15 protein-coding genes are annotated in these 18,821 nt (G+C 65.6%); 9 read left to right on the top strand and 6 right to left on the bottom strand.

The window, feature by feature from the left end:
• Positions 1-129: 129 nt before the first annotated feature.
• Together JQ592_RS27125 and JQ592_RS27130 are read right to left on the bottom strand one after the other, a co-directional pair.
• Entirely contained in the window at positions 130-981 is an 852-nt protein-coding gene (locus JQ592_RS27125; protein ID WP_211405837.1) for a 3-hydroxybutyryl-CoA dehydrogenase, read from the bottom strand.
• A gap of 260 nt (positions 982-1,241) precedes the next feature.
• On the bottom strand, positions 1,242-2,720 hold the full coding sequence (locus JQ592_RS27130; RefSeq protein ID WP_211405838.1) for an FAD-binding oxidoreductase: 1,479 nt from the start codon (positions 2,718-2,720) through the stop codon (positions 1,242-1,244).
• Between the two features lie 224 nt (positions 2,721-2,944).
• On the opposite strand from JQ592_RS27130, the gene hisC reads away from it, so the two are divergent.
• From hisC to JQ592_RS27145, 3 genes are all read left to right on the top strand, one after another.
• Positions 2,945-3,997 carry a histidinol-phosphate transaminase gene (hisC, locus tag JQ592_RS27135; protein ID WP_211405839.1) on the top strand — a complete coding sequence of 351 codons (1,053 nt, stop codon included), beginning with the start codon at positions 2,945-2,947 and terminating at the stop codon, positions 3,995-3,997.
• A gap of 115 nt (positions 3,998-4,112) precedes the next feature.
• Positions 4,113-5,168: a phosphate ABC transporter substrate-binding protein PstS gene (gene pstS, locus JQ592_RS27140; RefSeq protein ID WP_211405840.1), complete on the top strand. Its 1,056-nt coding sequence runs from the start codon at positions 4,113-4,115 to the stop codon at positions 5,166-5,168.
• A 222-nt stretch (positions 5,169-5,390) separates the two neighbouring features.
• Positions 5,391-6,089, top strand: coding sequence for an ABC transporter permease (locus JQ592_RS27145; protein WP_211405841.1), 699 nt, complete (start codon positions 5,391-5,393; stop codon positions 6,087-6,089).
• Here JQ592_RS27145 and JQ592_RS27150 read toward each other — a convergent pair.
• The gene (locus JQ592_RS27150) at positions 6,063-6,872 is read right to left on the bottom strand and encodes an extracellular solute-binding protein (protein WP_211405842.1); all 810 of its coding nucleotides are present in this window, start codon (positions 6,870-6,872) and stop codon (positions 6,063-6,065) included. The genes JQ592_RS27145 and JQ592_RS27150 overlap by 27 nt on opposite strands.
• Positions 6,873-7,063: 191 nt before the next feature.
• On the opposite strand from JQ592_RS27150, the gene JQ592_RS27155 reads away from it, so the two are divergent.
• From JQ592_RS27155 to JQ592_RS27170, 4 genes are all read left to right on the top strand, one after another.
• On the top strand, positions 7,064-8,479 hold the full coding sequence (locus JQ592_RS27155) for a hypothetical protein (RefSeq protein ID WP_349630499.1): 1,416 nt from the start codon (positions 7,064-7,066) through the stop codon (positions 8,477-8,479).
• A 63-nt stretch (positions 8,480-8,542) separates the two neighbouring features.
• A complete protein-coding gene (locus JQ592_RS27160; RefSeq protein WP_211405843.1) occupies positions 8,543-8,827 on the top strand; it encodes a TonB-dependent receptor plug domain-containing protein in 285 nt (94 codons plus the stop codon).
• A 170-nt stretch (positions 8,828-8,997) separates the two neighbouring features.
• Positions 8,998-9,882, top strand: a complete 885-nt coding sequence (gene blaBJP / locus JQ592_RS27165) for a BJP family subclass B3 metallo-beta-lactamase (RefSeq protein ID WP_211405844.1) — start codon at positions 8,998-9,000, stop codon at positions 9,880-9,882.
• Between the two features lie 288 nt (positions 9,883-10,170).
• Positions 10,171-12,177, top strand: coding sequence for a putative bifunctional diguanylate cyclase/phosphodiesterase (locus JQ592_RS27170; protein ID WP_211405845.1), 2,007 nt, complete (start codon positions 10,171-10,173; stop codon positions 12,175-12,177).
• A gap of 7 nt (positions 12,178-12,184) precedes the next feature.
• On the opposite strand, the gene hutU is transcribed toward JQ592_RS27170, so the two are convergent.
• From hutU to hutI, 3 genes are read right to left on the bottom strand one after another with little or no spacing between them, the layout of a single operon-like run.
• Complete coding sequence (hutU, locus tag JQ592_RS27175; protein WP_211405846.1) at positions 12,185-13,855, bottom strand: urocanate hydratase; 1,671 nt, start codon at positions 13,853-13,855, stop codon at positions 12,185-12,187.
• Positions 13,856-13,868: 13 nt separating this feature from the next.
• A complete protein-coding gene (gene hutH / locus JQ592_RS27180) occupies positions 13,869-15,428 on the bottom strand; it encodes a histidine ammonia-lyase (protein ID WP_211405847.1) in 1,560 nt (519 codons plus the stop codon).
• Positions 15,425-16,639, bottom strand: a complete 1,215-nt coding sequence (hutI, locus tag JQ592_RS27185) for an imidazolonepropionase (RefSeq protein ID WP_211405848.1) — start codon at positions 16,637-16,639, stop codon at positions 15,425-15,427. The genes hutH and hutI overlap by 4 nt, the downstream gene beginning before the upstream one ends.
• Before the next feature lie 86 nt (positions 16,640-16,725).
• Between hutI and JQ592_RS27190 the strand changes: the two genes are divergently transcribed.
• Together JQ592_RS27190 and hutC are read left to right on the top strand one after the other, a co-directional pair.
• Positions 16,726-18,084: a formimidoylglutamate deiminase gene (locus JQ592_RS27190; protein ID WP_211405849.1), complete on the top strand. Its 1,359-nt coding sequence runs from the start codon at positions 16,726-16,728 to the stop codon at positions 18,082-18,084.
• Positions 18,081-18,809 (top strand): histidine utilization repressor, encoded by a 729-nt coding sequence (gene hutC / locus JQ592_RS27195; protein ID WP_211405850.1) that lies wholly within the window; start codon positions 18,081-18,083, stop codon positions 18,807-18,809. The genes JQ592_RS27190 and hutC overlap by 4 nt, the downstream gene beginning before the upstream one ends.
• Positions 18,810-18,821: the final 12 nt, after the last annotated feature.

Consider the following 18,821-nt stretch of genomic DNA (forward strand, 5'->3'; position numbering starts at 1 on the left):
TATCCGTTCCGTTGTTCCCGCGAGGTCGCCCGTTCGACATTGTCGGGCTCATTGCGCGCGGCGTCTTTGTCGCAGCGCAAATTGCAGGACTTGGCGGCGGACGTTCATCGCCCGCCGCCGACGCCTCGATCAGGCGCTGTAAGTATAAAAGCCCTGCCCGGTCTTGCGGCCGAGATGGCCGGCATCGACCATTTCTTTGAGCAGCGGCGCTGGCCGATACTTGGGATCGTTGAAGCCTTTGTAAAAGACCTCCATCACCGACAGCATGGTGTCGAGCCCGACGAGATCGGCGAGCGCCAGCGGCCCGATCGGGTGGTTGCAGCCGAGCTTCATGCCGGCGTCGATCTCTTCGGCTGTCGCGATGCCTTCCTGGAGCGCGAAGATCGCCTCGTTGATCATCGGGCAGAGGATGCGGTTGACGGCGAAGCCCGGGCTGTTCTTGGCCGTGATCGCCACCTTGCCGACGCGCTGGGCGAAATCGAGCGCCTTGGCATGGGTGTCGTCGGAGGTCTGCAAGCCCCGGATGAGCTCCAGCAGCGCCATCACCGGCACCGGGTTGAAGAAGTGCATGCCGATGAAACGGTCGGGACGGTCGGTCGCGGCCGCGAGCTTGGTGATCGAGATCGACGAGGTATTGGTCGCAACCAGCGTGCGCGGCGACAGCGTCGCGCAGAGGTCCTTCAGGATCTTGACCTTGAGCTCCTCGTTCTCTGTGGCGGCCTCGATGACGAGATCGCAATCCGACAGCTTCGCCCGGTCGGTCGTGCCGGTGATGCGCTTGAGCGTCGCCTCGCGGTCGGCGGCCGACATCTTCTCCTTCTTGACCAGGCGCTCGAGGCTGCCGCCAACGGTCGACAGGCCGCGGTTCACCGCCGCATCGGAAATATCGACCATCACGACCGAAAGCCCCGCCGCCGCGCAGATCTGCGCGATGCCGTTCCCCATGGTCCCTGCCCCGATGATGCCAACGCTCTGGATCATTGCCTCATATCCTTCATCCTTGCGGGCCAGCCGGCCACCGGCCCGGCCCCATTGTTCCTGCATCAGGGTCTAGCACCGCCAACGGGCGCCTGCGACCTGATCCTGCCTTTCCTTAAAGCATCCATGGCGGGAATAAAGCCGCTCGTCCGCGGCGAAAAGGCATGATTTGGCACCTTTGTGGCCTGTTTGGCCGGGTTTGCACCACATCCCGCCCCCCGATGCTCCCGGACGGCCGGCCGACCTATGCCGCCGGCCCTCGCTCACCCGAGACGCAGCACCTTGCCCGGATTCATGATGTTGTCGGGGTCGAGCGCCCGCTTGATCGTGCGCATGATGTCGAGCTCGGTCCTCGAGCGATAGTGTTGGAGTTCGTCGAGCTTCTCGATGCCGATGCCGTGTTCGGCCGAGATCGAGCCGCCCATGGACGTGATGAGGTCGTTGACGGCCCGCGTGATCGCCGGGGAATACTGGCCGAGCGTCTCGCGATCCATGCCCTTCGGACCCATAAAGGAGAAGTGCACATTGCCGTCGCCGATATGGCCGAGCGGATAGGGGCGGATCGTCGGCAGGATGTCGAGCGCGGACTTCAGGCCCTTGTCGATGAATTCGGGAATCCGGGAGATCGCGACCGACACGTCGTAGCTCAGGCCCGGCCCCTCGGCGCGCGAGGCCTCGGCCACGCTTTCGCGAATGCGCCACATGTTGCGCGACTGCGTTTCGGTTTGCGCGATCACCGCATCGAGCAGGCGGCCCGCTTCGAGCTGATCGGCCAGGAATTGCTCCATCCTGTCCGACATGCCCGCACCGCCGTCCTGCCGCGGGCGGGCCGACGACCATTCGAGCAGGAGATACCAATCGGTCTCCGCCTTGAGAGGATCCTGGGTGCCGGGAATATGCCGCAGCACCATGTCGGTGCATGCGCGGCTCATCAGCTCACAGGAGCCGACATTGTCGTCGGACGCCGCATGCGCCTCCGACAGGAGCTCGATCGCCGCGCTGGGATCGCGGATCGCGAGCCATGCCGTGCAGACGTCCCTTGGCGCGGGCCAGAGCTTCAGCACCGCCTTGGTGATGATGCCGAGCGTGCCTTCGGCGCCCATGAACAGGTGCTTGAGGTCGTAGCCGGTGTTGTCCTTCTTGAGCGCCCGCAGCCCGTCCCAGACATCGCCGTTGGCCAGAACGACCTCGAGACCCAGCACCAGATTGCGCGCATTGCCGTAGCGCAGCACCTGCACGCCGCCGGCATTGGTGGAGAGATTGCCCCCGATCATGCACGAGCCCTGTGCACCCAGGCTGAGCGGAAAGAGGCGGTCATGGCGCGCGGCCGCGTCCTGAAGCGTCTGGAGGATGCAGCCCGCCTCCACGGTCATGGTGTAGCCGACGGGATCGACATCCAGCACGTGGTTCATGCGGCCGAGCGAGAGCAGGATGCCGCGATGCGCAGGCCATGGCGTGGCACCGCCCATCAGGCCGGTGTTGCCGCCCTGCGGAACGATGGCAATGCCGTTGTCATGGCAGAGCTTGACGACCGCGGAGACTTCCGCGGTGCTGGCCGGTCGCACGACCGCTGCAGCCTGACCGGCGAGCTCGCCGCGCCAGTCGGTCACGAACGGCCGTTTGTCGTGCTCGTCCAGGATCAAGCCCTTGTCGCCCACGATGGCCTGCAGCCGATCGAGAACGGCCGGCGTCACGGGCGCGGTCGGAATGGAGGGAGCGGTGACAAGGGCTGCACCCGGCATGTGTTCCTCTCTTTGCGGCTCTTCTGCGCAGCCTTGTGGCGCGCCGGCCTTCTTTGTTGTCTTCAGGTCTTGCGTTTGCACGATGAGGCTAGCATGAAGGCCGCGCTTGGGGGAACGTCGCCGGCCATGAGGCCCGTGCGGATCTGCCAAGGATGCTGAAGGCGGCGCACTTCCGCCGATGCCCCGCATGCCCTACTGTGCCGGATCAACCCGGATTGGAGATCATGAGCCGCTTCTGGAGTCCGGTCGTCCACACGCTTTCGCCCTACGTGCCGGGCGAGCAGCCGAAGCAGGACGGCGTCGTCAAGCTCAACACCAACGAGAATCCCTATCCGCCCTCGCCGCGCGTGCTGACAGCAATCGCATCGGCTGCGGAGCGGCTGCGCCTCTATCCCGACCCGCACGCCACGCGCCTGCGCGAGGCGATCGCGTCCTATCATAACGTTGCGCCCGAGCAGGTGTTCGTCGGCAACGGGTCGGACGAGGTTCTGGCCCACACCTTCCAGGCGCTTCTGAAGCACGATAGGCCGCTTCTGTTTCCGGATGTCACATACAGCTTCTATCCGGTCTATTGCGGCCTCTATGGCATAGCGTACGAGGAGGTGCCGCTCGATGCCGCGATGAGGATCGAGACCGCCGACTACAGGCGGCCGTCGAGCGCCATCCTGCTCTGCAATCCGAACGCGCCCACCGGTATCGCGCTTCCGCGCGAGACGATCGCTGCGGTGCTCGCGGAAAATCCGGACCGGCTGGTGGTGGTGGACGAGGCCTATGTCGATTTCGGCGCCGAGAGCGCCGTGCCGCTCGTTGCACGCCACGACAATCTGCTCGTCATCCAGACCTTCTCGAAGTCGCGCTCGCTCGCGGGCCTCAGGGTCGGCTTTGCCATCGGCCGACGGCCGCTGATCGAGGCGCTGGAGCGGGTGAAGGACAGCTTCAACTCCTATCCCGTCGACTGTCTCGCTATCGCCGGCGCGGTCGCCGCGATCGAGGACGTGGAATGGTTCGTCGAGACCCGCGCCCGTATCATCGCAAGCCGCGACGTGCTCGCGCGCGATCTCGGGCAACTCGGCTTCGAGGTATTGCCCTCGCTCGCGAACTTCGTGTTCGCACGTCATCGGAGCCGGAGCGGTGCCGATCTCGCGACCGCACTTCGCCAGCGCGGCGTGCTGGTCCGGCATTTTAGGAAGCCTCGCATCGCGGACTTCCTGCGCATCACGGTCGGAACGGAGGAGCAGTGCGGCCGGCTGATCGACGAGTTGCGCGGGTTGATCTGACCAAGGATTTTCCGAACGCACGCTCGGCGAGTTCGCAGGGACGGACAAATCTCCGGCGACATTTTTGTGACATAGGCCACATCGGCCTCGTGCCCGACCTGTTAGCGTCGCGCACATGAAGAGACCCATCAAGCTCCCCATCATCCTCGCCGCTCTGCTGGTCGCCACGCAAAGCCTGGCCGCCGAGATCAAAGGAGCCGGCTCAACCTTCGTTTCGCCCGTGATGGCGAGATGGATCGACGCGTACAAGGCCAAGACCGGAAACATCGTCAGCTATCAAGCCGTCGGCTCGAGCACCGGTATCGGCCTGATCAAGACAGGCGCCGTCGATTTCGGCGCAAGCGACATGCCGCTCGATCCGAACGAGCTGGAAAAGCTGGGCTTGATGCAATTCCCGATCGTGATCGGGGGCGTCGTGCCTGTCGTCAACATCAACGGCGTCAAGCCCGGCCAGATCCGCTTCACCGGCCAGATGCTCGCCGACATCTATCTCGGCAGGCTCAAATCCTGGAACGATCCGGCCATTCGCGCGATCAATCCCGATATCAGGCTGCCGAATGCGCCGATCACGGTGGTCCATCGCATCGACGGATCCGGGACCACGTTCAACTGGTCGAATTACCTCTCGAAGGTCAGCCCGCAATGGAAGACGAGCGTGGGCGAAGGCACCTCGGTCGAATGGCCGCTCGGCCTCGGCGGCAAGGGCAATGACGGCGTCGCCTCGCTCGTCAGCTTGGTCCCAGGCGCGATCGGCTATCTCGAATACACCTATGCGCTGCAACGGCTGGATAGAATCTCGTTCGGCATCGTGCAGAACAGCGCCGGCAATTTCGTCGTCCCCGACGCCGCCTCGTTCCAAGCCGCAGCCTCGAGTGCAGACTGGAAGGCGGAGAAGGATTTCCATCTCGTGCTCACCAACGCAACCGGCGAAGACGCCTATCCGATCACGGCCACCACCTTCGTGCTGATGCCGAACGCGCCGAAATCTCAGGAGCGGTCGGCGGCAGCGATCGATTTCGTCCGCTGGTCGCTGGAGAACGGAAAAGCCCAGGCCGCAACCCTGAACTACGTTCCGCTGCCCTCCGCCCTGATCGACCTGATCGAGCGCTACTGGCAGCAGAACATCAAGGCCGGCCCTGCGGTCTCGGCATCGGCTACCGCGAAGCGCTGAGGCGCGACGGATCGACGCGAAGCGCTGCTCGGACACGTCCGGGAAGCCCGTGCAACGCGGTACTGGGACACATTTTGTGGACGAAACGCGTTTCCAAATCGTTCGCCCTGGGTATTCTGTGTACGTTAACAAGACTCGCAGAGACCAGGTCGTGAAGCAGTTGCGCGCCCCTGATATCGTCGACCCCGAGGCATTCTGTCCATCGCCGAAGCGTCCGGCCGGATGAACGACTTCGCGCGATCCATTGGCGCCGCCTTCGCTCTGATCGGCGATGCCGATTCCGAGCTTCTGGGCATCGTCGCGTTGTCGGTCCGCGTCAGCCTGACCGCCAGCCTGGTCGCGCTGGCGATCGGCGCACCGTTTGGCGCCTTGCTCGCGATCACCCGTTTCCGTGGACGGCAGGTCATCATCGTGCTCACCAATGCGCTGCTCGGCCTGCCGCCGGTCGTGGTCGGGCTCGCGCTCTATCTGCTGCTGTCGCGATCCGGCCCGCTCGGGTCGGCCGGCTTGTTGTTCACACCCACCGCGATGGTGATCGCGCAGACGCTGCTCGCGACGCCGATCGTGGTGGCGCTGGTGCATCGGCCGGCGAGCCTGCTCTGGGCGGAGTATGGCGATCTGGCGCGGATCGACGGGCTGTCCGCCTACCGCAGCATGGCACTCCTGCTCGCGCTGGGACGGACCTCGCTGCTGACGGCGTTTCTCGCCGCCTTCGGGCGCGCCATCGCCGAGGTCGGCGCCATCATCATCGTTGGCGGCAATATCCGCGGCTTCACGCGCACGATGACGACCGCGATCGCGCTGGAGACCAGCAAGGGCGACCTGCCGCTGGCGCTCGGTCTCGGCCTGATCCTGCTCGCGCTCAGCGTGGCGGTGTCGACCGTCGCCTTTTTGCTAGTTGGCCGCGTTGGGGAAAAATAGCTGCTCGCCGCCGACCTTGTAGCCGGCAATTGCCTGCTGTCCCTTCGGGGACACCAGCCAGTCGATGAAGGCCTGCCCGTCCCGCGCCTTCACGTTCGGATGCTTGGCCGGATTGACCAGCATGACGCCATACTGGTTGAAGAGCCGCTTGTCGCCCTCGGTGAGAACGGTGAGCTCGCCGCGATTCCTGAACGACAGCCAGGTGCCGCGATCCGACAGCAGATAAGCGTTCGAGGACGAGGCCATGTTCAGCGCGGGACCCATGCCCTGGCCGATCTCGCGATACCAGTTGTCCTTGCCGGCAGCGAGGTCGACGCCCGCCTCCTTCCACAGCCTGAGCTCGGCCGCGTGCGTGCCGGACTTGTCGCCGCGTGAGATGAACGGCGCCTTTGCCGCCGCGATCCTGCGCAGCGCATCGGTAACATCCTTGCTGCCGGCGATCTGCGCCGGATCGCTTTTCGGACCGATGATGACAAAGTCGTTGTACATCACGTCAAAGCGCTTCACGCCCTGCCCTTCCGACATGAACTTGTCCTCGGCAGGCCTGTCATGGACGAACACCACGTCGGCATCACCTCGCCGCCCGATGTCCAGCGCCTGGCCGGTGCCGACGGCAACGACCTTCACGTTGATGCCCTCGGCCTTCGAGAACAGCGGCAGCAGATGGCCGAACAATCCCGATTGCTCCGTCGACGTCGTCGAAGCCACGGTGATGGTGCGATCCTGCGCGAATGCGATGGTGGACCAGAGCAGAACTGCTCCGATGGCGACTATTCTTCTCATGCGTCGTCCCTACAGCAGATGTCCAGGGTGCTCCAAACTAACCGCGGGAGAAGGCCGATGGAACCCCGACGTTCGGCGCCCAGCCGCGACGTCTCGCAACATCGTGGCGGTGCATTGTCGCATCCGGGCTTTCGCACAAGCGGTTGCAGCGCATCATGCGCAGGACTCGCCGACAGCGGCTTCAAGGCGAGATGGACTTCATCACTCGCGCGCGCAGAATGCGTGGATGTTCTGCAATTGGTCCCACCTACATTGACATCGGTGTGACGGCCGGGGCAGTTTTTCATATTGCTGACGAATCAGCGATTGCCTCACGCCGAGTACCTCTTGGACAACTCCCAGTGCTTTCGAGACTGATATCGTTGCTGCGCCGCATTCCTGCGGTGGAATGGGCGTTGACCCGGCTTCGGCCCTCGCCGCACGGCGGCAGCATCGACACCGCCCCGATTGCCGCAGGCGACTCACCCGCCCTCATCGGCGACGCCGCAGAAACTGCGCCGGCTCCGAACATCAGCATCAGCGCCGACCCACTGCCCAGCGATGGGGTCGCCGCGGACGAAGCCGCGATCTCTGTCGTCGTCGCGGAGACCCCGTCGGCAGCGCCGACCGATGTGAGCGACACCGACGATTCATCCCGGGAGACGCCGACAGAAGCCGAGCCGGTCGTCGTGGCGGAGGCTGCAATCTCGCCGATCGACGTCGCGCCCGAGCCGGCCGATATTCCTGAGCTCATCATCGACAACGATCCGCCGGCGCAAGATCCGGTGGACGTTGCGCGCAGCGAGGCCGAGCAGGCCGTGGTCGCATCTGTCGAGGCCGAAACTGAATCGGCCGACGCGGAGCCCATTGCTATCAGCAGCGATCCATCTCCCGAGCTTCCGGCTGGCATCGAGCCGGTCGTCGCGGAGGAGACCGAGGTCGTGTCTGTCGACGTGGCGGTCGCGCCGGTTGACGCCCTCGATCTCATCGTCAACGACGATCACTCCTCCGGCATTCCCGCTGATGTCGAGCCCGCCGTCGGAGACGCGACCTGCGTTGCGCTTGCCGGCAGCGACGTCCCGGTGGAGAACGTCACGGAGAGCTGCATCGACAGCGCGCCGACCTCCAGCGTCACGATCGAGATCGAGCCGGTCGCTGCTGATCCTGCGCCCGTCGTCACAGCAGTCGCCATTGAGGACTCTTCCGAGACCTCCGACGCCGTCACGGACATCGCGCCGGAGCCGGTCCTTGCGCCTTCCGCCCCCGAGGTCCGCAGCACACCGAAAGTTCGCGCCAAGGCCGCGGAACCGGCTGATCGCACCGCGCTGATCCGGCAACGCTGGGCCGAGACCGGGATCAGGATGTGGAATCCGCGGCTTCACGGCACCGGCGATGCCACGCTGAACATCCAGGGCAGCATCGAGCTGCTGCCGCCGGCGCCCGGCGAGACCATGCCGCGCTACGACAAGCTGGAATTCAGGATGCTCGGCGGGCAGATCGTGTGCGAGGGCGTCATCGTCGAGGCGCCCGTGCAGGCGGGCCATCGCAGCTTCACCCGGCTCGCCGAGCCGCGAGTTCCGGAGCGGGTCCGCGAGCCCGTGCGGGAACGGCAGGCCGCCCTCGCCTGATCCTTTTCTCTGCGAACGATGCTTGCCATATGCTAGGCTGGCGCCCCGGATATGGGAGATCGCATGCGCGCGACATCGTTGCGATTGATCGTCATCGCCGCTCTCTGCTTCTCGCAAGGAGCTCTTGCAGCGTCCAGCAAGCGGCCGCGCCACGTGCCGGCAACGGCGCATGCCGCCGATGCCGCAACGCGCTACAAGGCCGACCGGCTCTCGTCCTCGCGTGGCGAGACGATCCTCAACACGCCCGGCCAGACCACTGTGCTGACGCGAGAGGTCCTCGACGACATGAAGGCGACGAGCCTGCGGGACGCCATGCGCTCGACCGCCGGCGTGACGATCGGGCGATAGGCTCCCGCTCCTCTTTCACCAAACCCGCCGATATTCCCGCAAGGCGCCCACGAAATTTTGCGGACACAAGGCAGTTGCCCTCGACGCCGGCCACGACGTAACTTGCGCACCGCTCGGGCCACAACGTCCGCGCCCGACCAGAACGACAAGAACACTGTGGGAGGCAAACTATGAGAAGGCTCGCGGCCGCGCTGTGTGCACTGGCCCTGCTCTCGACTGGCGCGCAAGCGCAGACCATCAAGGATTTCCTGGCAATAGCCATGAAGAAATGGACGGCGCCGTTCGAACCGTTCCAGCTCATCGGCAACATCTACTATGTCGGCACTGACGGCATTGCCGTCTACGTCATCAAGACCTCGCAGGGCATGATCCTGATGGATACGGCGATGCCGCAGTCGACCGGCATGATCAAGGACAACATCGCCAAGCTCGGCTTCAAGGTCGCCGACATCAAGATCATCCTCAACTCGCACGCGCATCTCGACCACACCGGCGGCTTCGCCGAGATCAAGAAAGAGACCGCTGCACAGCTCATCGCCGGCGAGCGCGACAAGCCGCTGCTCGAAGGCGGCTACTATCCGGGCGACGAGAAGAACGAGGACCTCGCCTTCCCCGCGGTGAAGGTCGACCGTACCGTCAAGGAGGGCGACAAGGTCACGCTCGGCGACACCACGCTGACCGCGCACGCCACGCCCGGCCATTCGCCGGGCTGCACCAGCTGGGAAATGACCGTCAAGGACGGCAAGGAGGACCGCGAGGTGCTGTTCTTCTGTAGCGGCACGGTGGCGTTGAACCGCCTGGTCGGCCAGCCGACCTTCCCCGGCATCGTCGACGACTATCGCGCGACCTACGCCAAGGTGAAGGCGATGAAGATCGACGTGCTGCTCGGGCCGCATCCTGAAGTCTATGGCATGCAGGCCAAACGCGCGGAGATGAAGGACGGCGCGCCGAACCCGTTCGTCAAGCCGGGCGAGCTCGCGACCTACGCGACCGGCCTCTCCGAGGAATTCGACAAGCAGCTCGCGAAGCAGACCGCGGCGCTGGAGAAGAAATAGCGGCCGGCAGGCGCCGCCCGCCTCTCCCCGACGAGGGAGAGGTGCGACAACACGTTGCGCCGGCGCGCATGGTTAGCAGAGTGTAGCCGCAGCTCTACTTTGCAGTTGATGCGGGTCGCTTCCCCGGCCTCATGTCGTTAATGCGGCTTCATCAATGCACGCGGCCGGAATTCATGCGGTCGCGTGCAACCTGCGCTGGCCTTTCCGCATGGAACCCGTCTAACGCGCCCTTTACCCCAGCCGTGCAAGATCGCGCTCGTTTTGAAGGGATCCGGGGCGCGTATTGCAATGCCTGTCGTCGATTTGAAGTCTCACCTTGCCGCCGCAATGCGGCTGTTTCGCGTGCCGGCTGACAACCCGGACCTGACGCGCGCGCAGTTCGACGCCTTCTCCAAGCAGATCCCGCTGCTCTACTTCATCCTCATGAGCAACACGATCGCCGTCGCCTACACCTATGTGAACGTGGCGCCGGACTGGCTGACGATGATCGTGCCGAGCGTGCTCACCGTGCTGGCGGCTCTGCGCACCTTCTGGTGGCTGCGCCAGCGCCATCTCGTGCGCAGCGATGCCGATATCCTGCGCAATCTGCGCGCCACCAACTGGATGACGCTGCCGATCGGTGCGGGCTTCACCCTCTGGTCCTTCGCGCTCTTCCCTTACGGCGATCCTTTCGCCAAGAGCCAGGTCGCCTTCTACATGGCGGTCACCGTGATCGGCTGCATCTTCTCGCTGATGCATCTGCGCTCCGCGGCGCTGATCGTGACGCTGGTCGTCGACGTACCCTATGTGCTGTTCTTCTGGACCACCGGCGAGCCGACGCTGAAGGCGATCGCGGTCAACAACCTGCTCGTTTCGGGCGCGATGGTGACGGTGCTGTTCATCTACTATCGCGACTTCGCCGATCTCGTCGCCAGCCGCAAATCGCTGCTGGCACAACAGGCGGCGACGCAAGCGCTGTCGGACGAGAACTTCCGCCTCGCCAATCTCGATTCCCTCACCGAGCTGCCGAACCGCCGCCGCTTCTTCGCCGAGCTGTCGAGTGCCTTCACGGATGCCGAGCGCAGGAACGTTCGCGTCGCGGTCGGCATCATCGATCTCGACGGCTTCAAGCCGATCAACGACAATTACGGTCACTCGGTCGGCGACCGCGTGCTGATCGAGGCCGGCCGGCGCATCCGCGAGGTCTGCGAGGGTTTTGGTCCGCAGCGGGTCGAATTCGCCCGACTCGGCGGCGACGAGTTCGGTCTCGTCGTGTGCGGCGATCCCGATGACGCGGATCTGCTCCGGCTCGGCCAGCGCATCGGCGACCAGGTCAAGCTCCCGTATCAGCTCGACACCGCCCATACGGGGCTGTCCTGCTCGATCGGTTTTGCGTTGTTCCCGCAATCGGCAACGACGGCGGAAGCGCTGTACGAATGCGCCGATTATTCGCTCTATCACGCCAAGCGCCATCTGCGCGGCCGCACTGTGATCTTCTCGAGCGAGCTCGAGGCCGAGATTCGCAGCCGCGGCGTGATCGAGAACCTGTTGCGCACCGCCGATTTCAGCACCGAGATGGACCTGGTGTTCCAGCCGATCGTGGACGCCATGAGCGAGCACACTGTGGGCTTCGAGGTTCTGGCGCGCTGGCACAGCTCCCGCCTCGGTCTGGTGTCGCCGGCCGACTTCATCCCGGCTGCCGAGCGCATCGGTCTGATCCGGCCGCTGACGCAGGCGCTGCTGGTTCGCGCGCTCGCGACGGCCAAGACCTGGCCCGACCACATCCGCCTGTCGTTCAACCTCTCGGCCCACGACGTCTGCGCGGCGGAGGGCATTCTGCCGCTGATCTCCATCATCGAGAAAAGCGGGCTGCCGCCGCACCGGATCGACTTCGAGATCACCGAGACCGCCGTCACCTTCGACTTCGTGCGCGCGCAGCAATCGATCGCCACGCTGAAGGCCATGGGCTGCGGCATTTCGTTGGACGATTTCGGTACCGGCTATTCCTCGCTGAGCCACGTGCACCGGCTGCCGCTCGACAAGCTCAAGATCGACCGCAGCTTCGTCGCCGACATCAACGACAATCCGGTGAGCCACAAGATCATCAAGTCGCTCACGGGCCTGTGCGACGACATGGAGATCGCCTGCGTCGTCGAGGGGGTCGAAACGCGCGCCCAGCTCGATACCCTGCGGCGCCTCGGATGCGACTTCATCCAGGGCTATTATTTCGCAAAGCCCATGCCGGGCCATGCAATCGACGAATACTTGGCCCAGGAAAACCAGCGCCTTGCGGGCGCGGCCAAGGTCGTGGCCTGAGGCGCGACTACTTCGAAAGGCTCGGCAGATCGAGTCCCTTGTCACGGGCACAGTCGATCGCAATGTCGTAACCCGCATCCGCATGGCGCATGACGCCACTGGCGGGATCGTTCCAGAGCACGCGCTCGATGCGCTTTGCAGCCTCAGGCGTGCCGTCGGCGACGATCACCATGCCCGCGTGCTGCGAATAGCCGATGCCGACACCACCGCCATGATGCAGCGAGACCCAGGTTGCGCCGCTGGCGCAATTGAGCAGCGCGTTGAGCAAGGGCCAGTCGGACACCGCGTCCGATCCGTCCTTCATCGCCTCGGTCTCGCGGTTGGGGCTCGCCACCGAGCCGCTGTCGAGATGATCGCGGCCAATCACGATCGGCGCTTTCAACTCGCCGCGCGCCACCATCTCGTTGAAGGCAAGGCCCAGGCGGTGGCGATCGCCGAGGCCGACCCAGCAGATCCGCGCCGGCAGACCCTGGAACTTGATGCGCTCCTTGGCCATGTCGAGCCAATTGTGCAGATGCTTGTCGTCCGGCATCAGCTCCTTGACCCTGGCGTCGGTCTTGAAGATGTCCTCGGGATCGCCCGACAGCGCGGCCCAGCGGAACGGCCCGACGCCGCGGCAGAACAGGGGGCGGATATAGGCGGGAACGAAGCCGGGGAAATCGAACGCGTTCTTCAGGCCCATGTCCTGCGCCATCTGGCGAATGTTGTTGCCGTAGTCGAGCGTCGGGATGCCCTGGGCATGGAAATCCAGCATGGCCCGGACGTGCTCGACCATCGAAATCTTCGAGGCGCGCTCGACCGCCTTCGGATCTGAGGCGCGCTTGGCTTCCCATTCCGCAAGCGTCCAGCCCTTCGGCAAGTAGCCGTTGATCGGATCATGTGCGCTGGTCTGGTCGGTAACGATGTCGGGCTTGACGCCGCGGCGCACCAGCTCCGGGAAAATCTCCGCGGCATTGCCGAGCAGGCCGACCGAGACAGCCTTCTTCGTCCTTGCGGCGTCCGCCATGATCGCGAGCGCTTCGTCGAGCGTCGCGGCCTGCCGGTCGAGATAGCCGGTACGCAGCCGCATCTCGATGCGGCTCGGCTGGCATTCGACCGCGAGCATCGACGCGCCGGCCATGGTCGCCGCCAGCGGCTGCGCGCCGCCCATGCCGCCGAGACCGGCGGTCAGAATCCATTTGCCAGCAAGGCTGCCGCCATAATGGCGACGGCCGACCTCGACGAAGGTCTCGTAGGTGCCCTGCACGATGCCCTGGCTGCCGATATAGATCCAGGAGCCCGCCGTCATCTGGCCGTACATCATCAGGCCCTGGCGATCGAGCTCGTTGAAATGATCGAGCGTCGCCCAGTGCGGCACGATGTTGGAGTTCGCGATCAGGACGCGCGGCGCATCGGCGTGGGTGCGGAAGACACCGACCGGCTTGCCGGACTGCACCAGCAGCGTCTGGTCGCCTTCGAGCTTGCGCAAGGCGGCCGTGATCCGGTCAAAGCTCTCCCAATCGCGCGCGGCGCGGCCGATGCCGCCATAGACCACGAGCTCGCTCGGACGCTCCGCAACGTCAGGATCGAGATTGTTCATCAGCATGCGCAACGGGGCTTCCGTCAGCCAGCTCTTGGCGCTGATGTCGCTGCCGCGCGGGGCGCGAATGGTGCGGTCGTTGTCCAGTCGGCGGTTCATGCGGAGCACCTCTTCAGTCAAGTCGCGGAAACGGATCGGTTGGAAGCGCGGTGAGCGCCACAGCCGGCAGCGCATCGGCTTCGATCAGCGCAGCGGCCCTGGCGAGATCGCCGGCCATGTAGCGGTCGGCGCCGAGCGCGGGCACCTGTTCGCGCAACGCGGCGATGACGGCGACCAGCGGCGCGCTGGTCGCATGCGGCGCGCGCAGCGTGATGCCCTGGGCTGCGACCAGCAGCTCGATGCCGAGAATTGCGGCGAGATTGTCGGCCATGTCGGAGAGGCGCCGCGCGGCATGGGCGGCCATCGAGACGTGGTCTTCCTGATTGGCGCTGGTCGGCGTCGAGTCGATCGAGCAGGCAGCTGCGCGCTGCTTGTTCTCGGCATAGAGCGCGGCTGCCGTCACCTCGGCGATCATGAAGCCGGAGTTGAGGCCCGGATCTGGCGTCAGGAACGGCGGCAGGCCAAAATTCAGCGCGGGGTCGACCAGCGTCGCGATACGCCGCTCGCTGATCGCGCCGATCTCCGACAGCGCCAGCGCGATTGCATCGGCAGCGAAGGCCACCGGCTCGGCGTGGAAATTGCCGCCAGAGACGATCTCGCCGGTCTCGACCAGCACCAGCGGATTGTCGGTGACGGCATTGGCTTCGACAATCAACGTGCGCGCGGCCTGCGCGATCAGGTCAAGCGCTGCGCCTGCGACCTGCGGCTGGCACCGCAGGCAATAGGGATCCTGCACGCGTTCATCGCCCTCGAGATGCGACAGACGGATGTCGCTGCCGTCGAGCAACGCGGTCAGCGTCGCAGCCGCAGCGATCTGGCCGGCATGGCCACGCAGCGCCTGGATCTCGGGACGGAACGGCGCCGTCGAGGCCATCGCCGCATCCACCGACAGCGCGCCGGTCACGAGCGCGGCACGGGCGAGGCGAAATGCGCGCAGCACGCCCGATATGGCATAGGCGGTGGAGAACTGTGTGCCGTTGATCAGCGCGAGGCCTTCCTTGGGCCCGAGGGTCAGCGGCGCGAGACCGGCGGCAGCGAGCGCCTCGCTGCCGGATACGATCTTGCCATCGACGATCGCCTGCCCCTCGCCGATCATCACCGCGGTCATATGCGCAAGCGGCGCGAGATCGCCGGAGGCACCGACCGAGCCCTGCTGCGGCACCAGCGGATAGACGCCGCGCGCCAACATGCCCTGCAATTGCTCGATCACCTCGCGCCGCACGCCGGAGGCACCGCGCCCGAGCGAGACGATCTTCAACGCCATCATCAGGCGGACGATCGGCTCCGGCGTCGCCGGGCCGATGCCGCAGCAATGCGAGACGATGAGATTGCGCTGCAGCAGCGCGGTTTGATCGGGCGGAATGCGTTTCGAGGCGAGCTTCCCGAAGCCGGTGTTGATGCCATAGACGGGGACGTCGGCATGCGCGGCCTGCGAAACGATCTGCGCAGCCGCCTCTACGCGCGACCAGAACGACGTATCGAGGACGACAGGGGCGCCTTCGAGCACGCGCACGAGATCGTCGAGGCTCACCGCTCCCGGCTTGACGACGATTGCCGCGCCCTGCTCCGTCACTGTGCCCTCCACACTCGCCGATACAGCGGATTGAAGCCGATGCGATAAACGAGTTCGGCGGGACGCTCGATATCCCAGATCGCGAGGTCGCACCATTTCCCCGCCTCCAGCGTGCCGGTCTCATCCAGGACGCCGAGCGCACGCGCACCTTCACGGGTGATGCCGGCGAGGCACTCGGCCACATTCATCCGGAACAGTGTCGCCCCCATGTTCATCGCGAGCAGCAGCGAGGTCAGCGGCGAGCTGCCGGGATTGCAGTCGGTCGCGAGCGCCATGGGAACACCATGCTTGCGGAACGCCTCGACCGGAGGCTTCTGCGTCTCGCGAATGAAGTAGAACGCGCCGGGCAGCAGCACGGCCACTGTGCCGGCTCTCGCCATCGCGGCGGCGCCGGCTTCGTCGGTATGCTCCAGATGATCGGCCGACAATGCGGAGAATTTTGCGGCAAGCGCAGCACCGCCGAGATTCGACAGCTGGTCGGCATGCAGTTTCACCGGCAGCCCAAGCCCTCTCGCGGCATCGAACACAAGCGCGGTCTGCTCAGCCGAGAATGCGATGCCTTCCATGAAGGCATCGACGGCATCGGCAAGGCCGGCCTTTGCGACAGCCGGCAGCATCTCCTTGCGGACGAGATCGATGTAGCGATCCTTGTCGCCATTGGCTTCCACCGGCAGCGCATGGGCGCCGAGAAAGGACGTACGGATCGCAACCGGCCGCTGGCGCCCGAGACTGCGCGCGGCCGCGAGTTGCCGCATCTCGGTTTCAACATCGAGGCCGTAGCCGGATTTGATCTCCACCGTGGTGGCGCCCTCGCCGATCAGCGCGTCGAGCCGCGGCAGCGCGCTTTCGACGAGCTCGGCTTCGCTCGCCTTGCGCGTCGCGGCCACCGTCGAGACGATGCCGCCGCCGGCGCGCGCGATCTCCTCATAGCTTGCGCCCTTCAGGCGCAGCTCGAATTCATGTGCGCGGTTGCCGCCATAGACGAGATGCGTGTGGCAGTCGACGAGGCCCGGCGTGATCCAGCGCCCCTCGCAATCGATCCGATCGACCGCATCCGCATCAACAGGGAACTCCGCCTGCGCGCCCACATAGGCGATGCGGCCGCCGCGCGCGGCGATGACACCATGCTCGATCTCGCCGAGATCGGGACGGTCGGCCCGCATCGTGGCGAGGCGGGCATTGTGCCAGATCCGGTCGAAGCGCTCTGCCATGCGGGTATCCATTCGCCGTGGGGATGCTTGACTTATATGTCTAGACATATAATCGTAAGGCGGTTCTGTCCAGCCGGCGTGTCATCATGTCCCGACTGCATTTCGCTTCCGCGCTCCTGCCTTCGGGCTGGGCCAATGACGTGCAGGTGGTCGTCACCGCCGGCGCGATCGCAGCGGTGACGCCGGGTGTGGCGCCGTCCGCCGGCGACGAGCGCCACGCAATCGCGCTTCCGGGACTTGCGAGCCTGCACAGCCACGCGTTCCAGCGCGGCATGGCGGGACTTGCGGAGCTGCGTGGCGAGTCCACCGACACGTTCTGGACATGGCGCGAGACGATGTATCGCTTTGCGCTGGCGATGACGCCGGACGACGTCGCTTCTGTTGCGACGCTGCTCTATGTCGAGATGCTGGAACAGGGCTTTACCCGCGTCGGCGAATTCCACTATCTGCACCACGATCGCGACGGTTCGCCCTACGCCGATCTCGCCGAGATGGCCGCGCGGATCGCGCAGGCTGCGGAAGCCTCCGGCATTGCGCTGACGCTGCTGCCGAGTTTTTATGCGCATGGCTCTTTTGGAGGCGCTGCACCGCATGCCGGGCAGCGCCGCTTCATCTGCTCCGTCGATCAGTTCGACGCGCTGATGACCGCCTCGCGCAAGGCCATCGCGAAGTTGCCGGGCGCCAATATCGGCATCGCGCCGCATAGCTTGCGCGCGGTGACGCCGGACGAACTTGGCGCGATCATTCCGATCGCCGAGGGCGGCCCGGTGCACATTCATGCCGCCGAACAGGTCAAGGAAGTCGAGGATTGCCTCGCCTGGTCGGGCCGACGTCCGGTGCAATGGCTGCTGGAGCACACCCCCGTCGATCAACGCTGGTGCCTCATTCACGCAACCCACACGACGGATGAGGAAGTGGCGGCGTTCGCGAAGACCGGCGCGGTCGCCGGCCTCTGCCCGATCACGGAAGCGAGCCTCGGCGACGGCATCTTCTCGGCGCGCGCGTTTCTCGACGCGGGCGGCCTTTTCGGCGTCGGCACCGATTCCAACGTGCTGATCGGCGCCGCCGACGAATTGCGCCAGCTCGAATACGGCCAGCGGCTGAAGCATCGCCAGCGCAACGTCCTCTCCGGCGGCGCAGGTCGCTCGACCGGACGCACGCTGTTCGACGATGCGCTTGCCGGCGGCGCGCGGGCGCTGGCGCAGCCGACTGTCGGCCTCGTGCCCGGCGCACGCGCCGACATCGTCACGCTCGACGCCGCGCATCCGTCGCTGGCGGGACGCGCGCACGACGCTGTCATCGATGGCTGGATCTTTGCCGCGGGCGGCGCCGCGGTCGATTGCGTCTGGGCCGGCGGCAACAAAGTGGTCGAAGGCGGGCGGCACAGGCTGCGCCAGGCGGCGCGCGAACGCTTCAACGCCGCGGTGCGGAGGCTCGTCGCATGAGCCTCACCGCAGACGCAGCCGACCAGCCGACGCTCTACAAGCGCATCCGCGCCGACATCCAGAAGCGCATCCTGACCGGCGAATGGCCGCCCGGCCATCGCATTCCCTTCGAGCACGAACTGGTCGCGCGCTACGGCTGCTCGCGCATGACCGTGAACAAGGCGCTGTCGGAGCTCGCCCAGGCCGACCTGATCGAGCGGCGGCGTCGCGCCGGTTCGTTCGTGCGCCGGCCGCAGCATCAGTCGGCGGTGCTCAAGATCGCCGACATCCGCGCCGAGATCACCGCGCTCGGGCGCTCCTACGGCTATGAGCTGATCGGCCGCAAGCTGCGCGCGGCGACTGCTGCCGACCGCGACCGTCTCGGCGTCAAGAAGGCCGGCAAGGTGGTCGCGATCACCTGCCGGCACAGCGCCGACAAGGTACCGTTCGCGGTCGAGGACAGGCTGATTGATCTCTCATCTGTGCCGAATGCCGCGACCGCGGATTTCTCGCGCGAGCCGCCCGGTTCCTGGCTGCTTCACCATGTCCCATGGACAGAGGCTGAGCATACGATCAGCGCCATCGTTGCGGACGATCGCACGGCGGAGGCGCTCGACATCGCCGTCGGCGCGCCTTGCCTCGTGATCGACCGCTACACCTGGCGCAGCGCACGCACCATCACCGCGGTGCGCCTGCTCTATCCCGGTGACTCTCACCGCCTTGTCGCCCGATTCAAGGGAGGCTGAGAGAACGATGTC

Origin of the sequence: Bradyrhizobium iriomotense, from assembly GCF_018129405.1 — a bacterium.
Lineage (GTDB): Bacteria > Pseudomonadota > Alphaproteobacteria > Rhizobiales > Xanthobacteraceae > Bradyrhizobium > Bradyrhizobium iriomotense_B.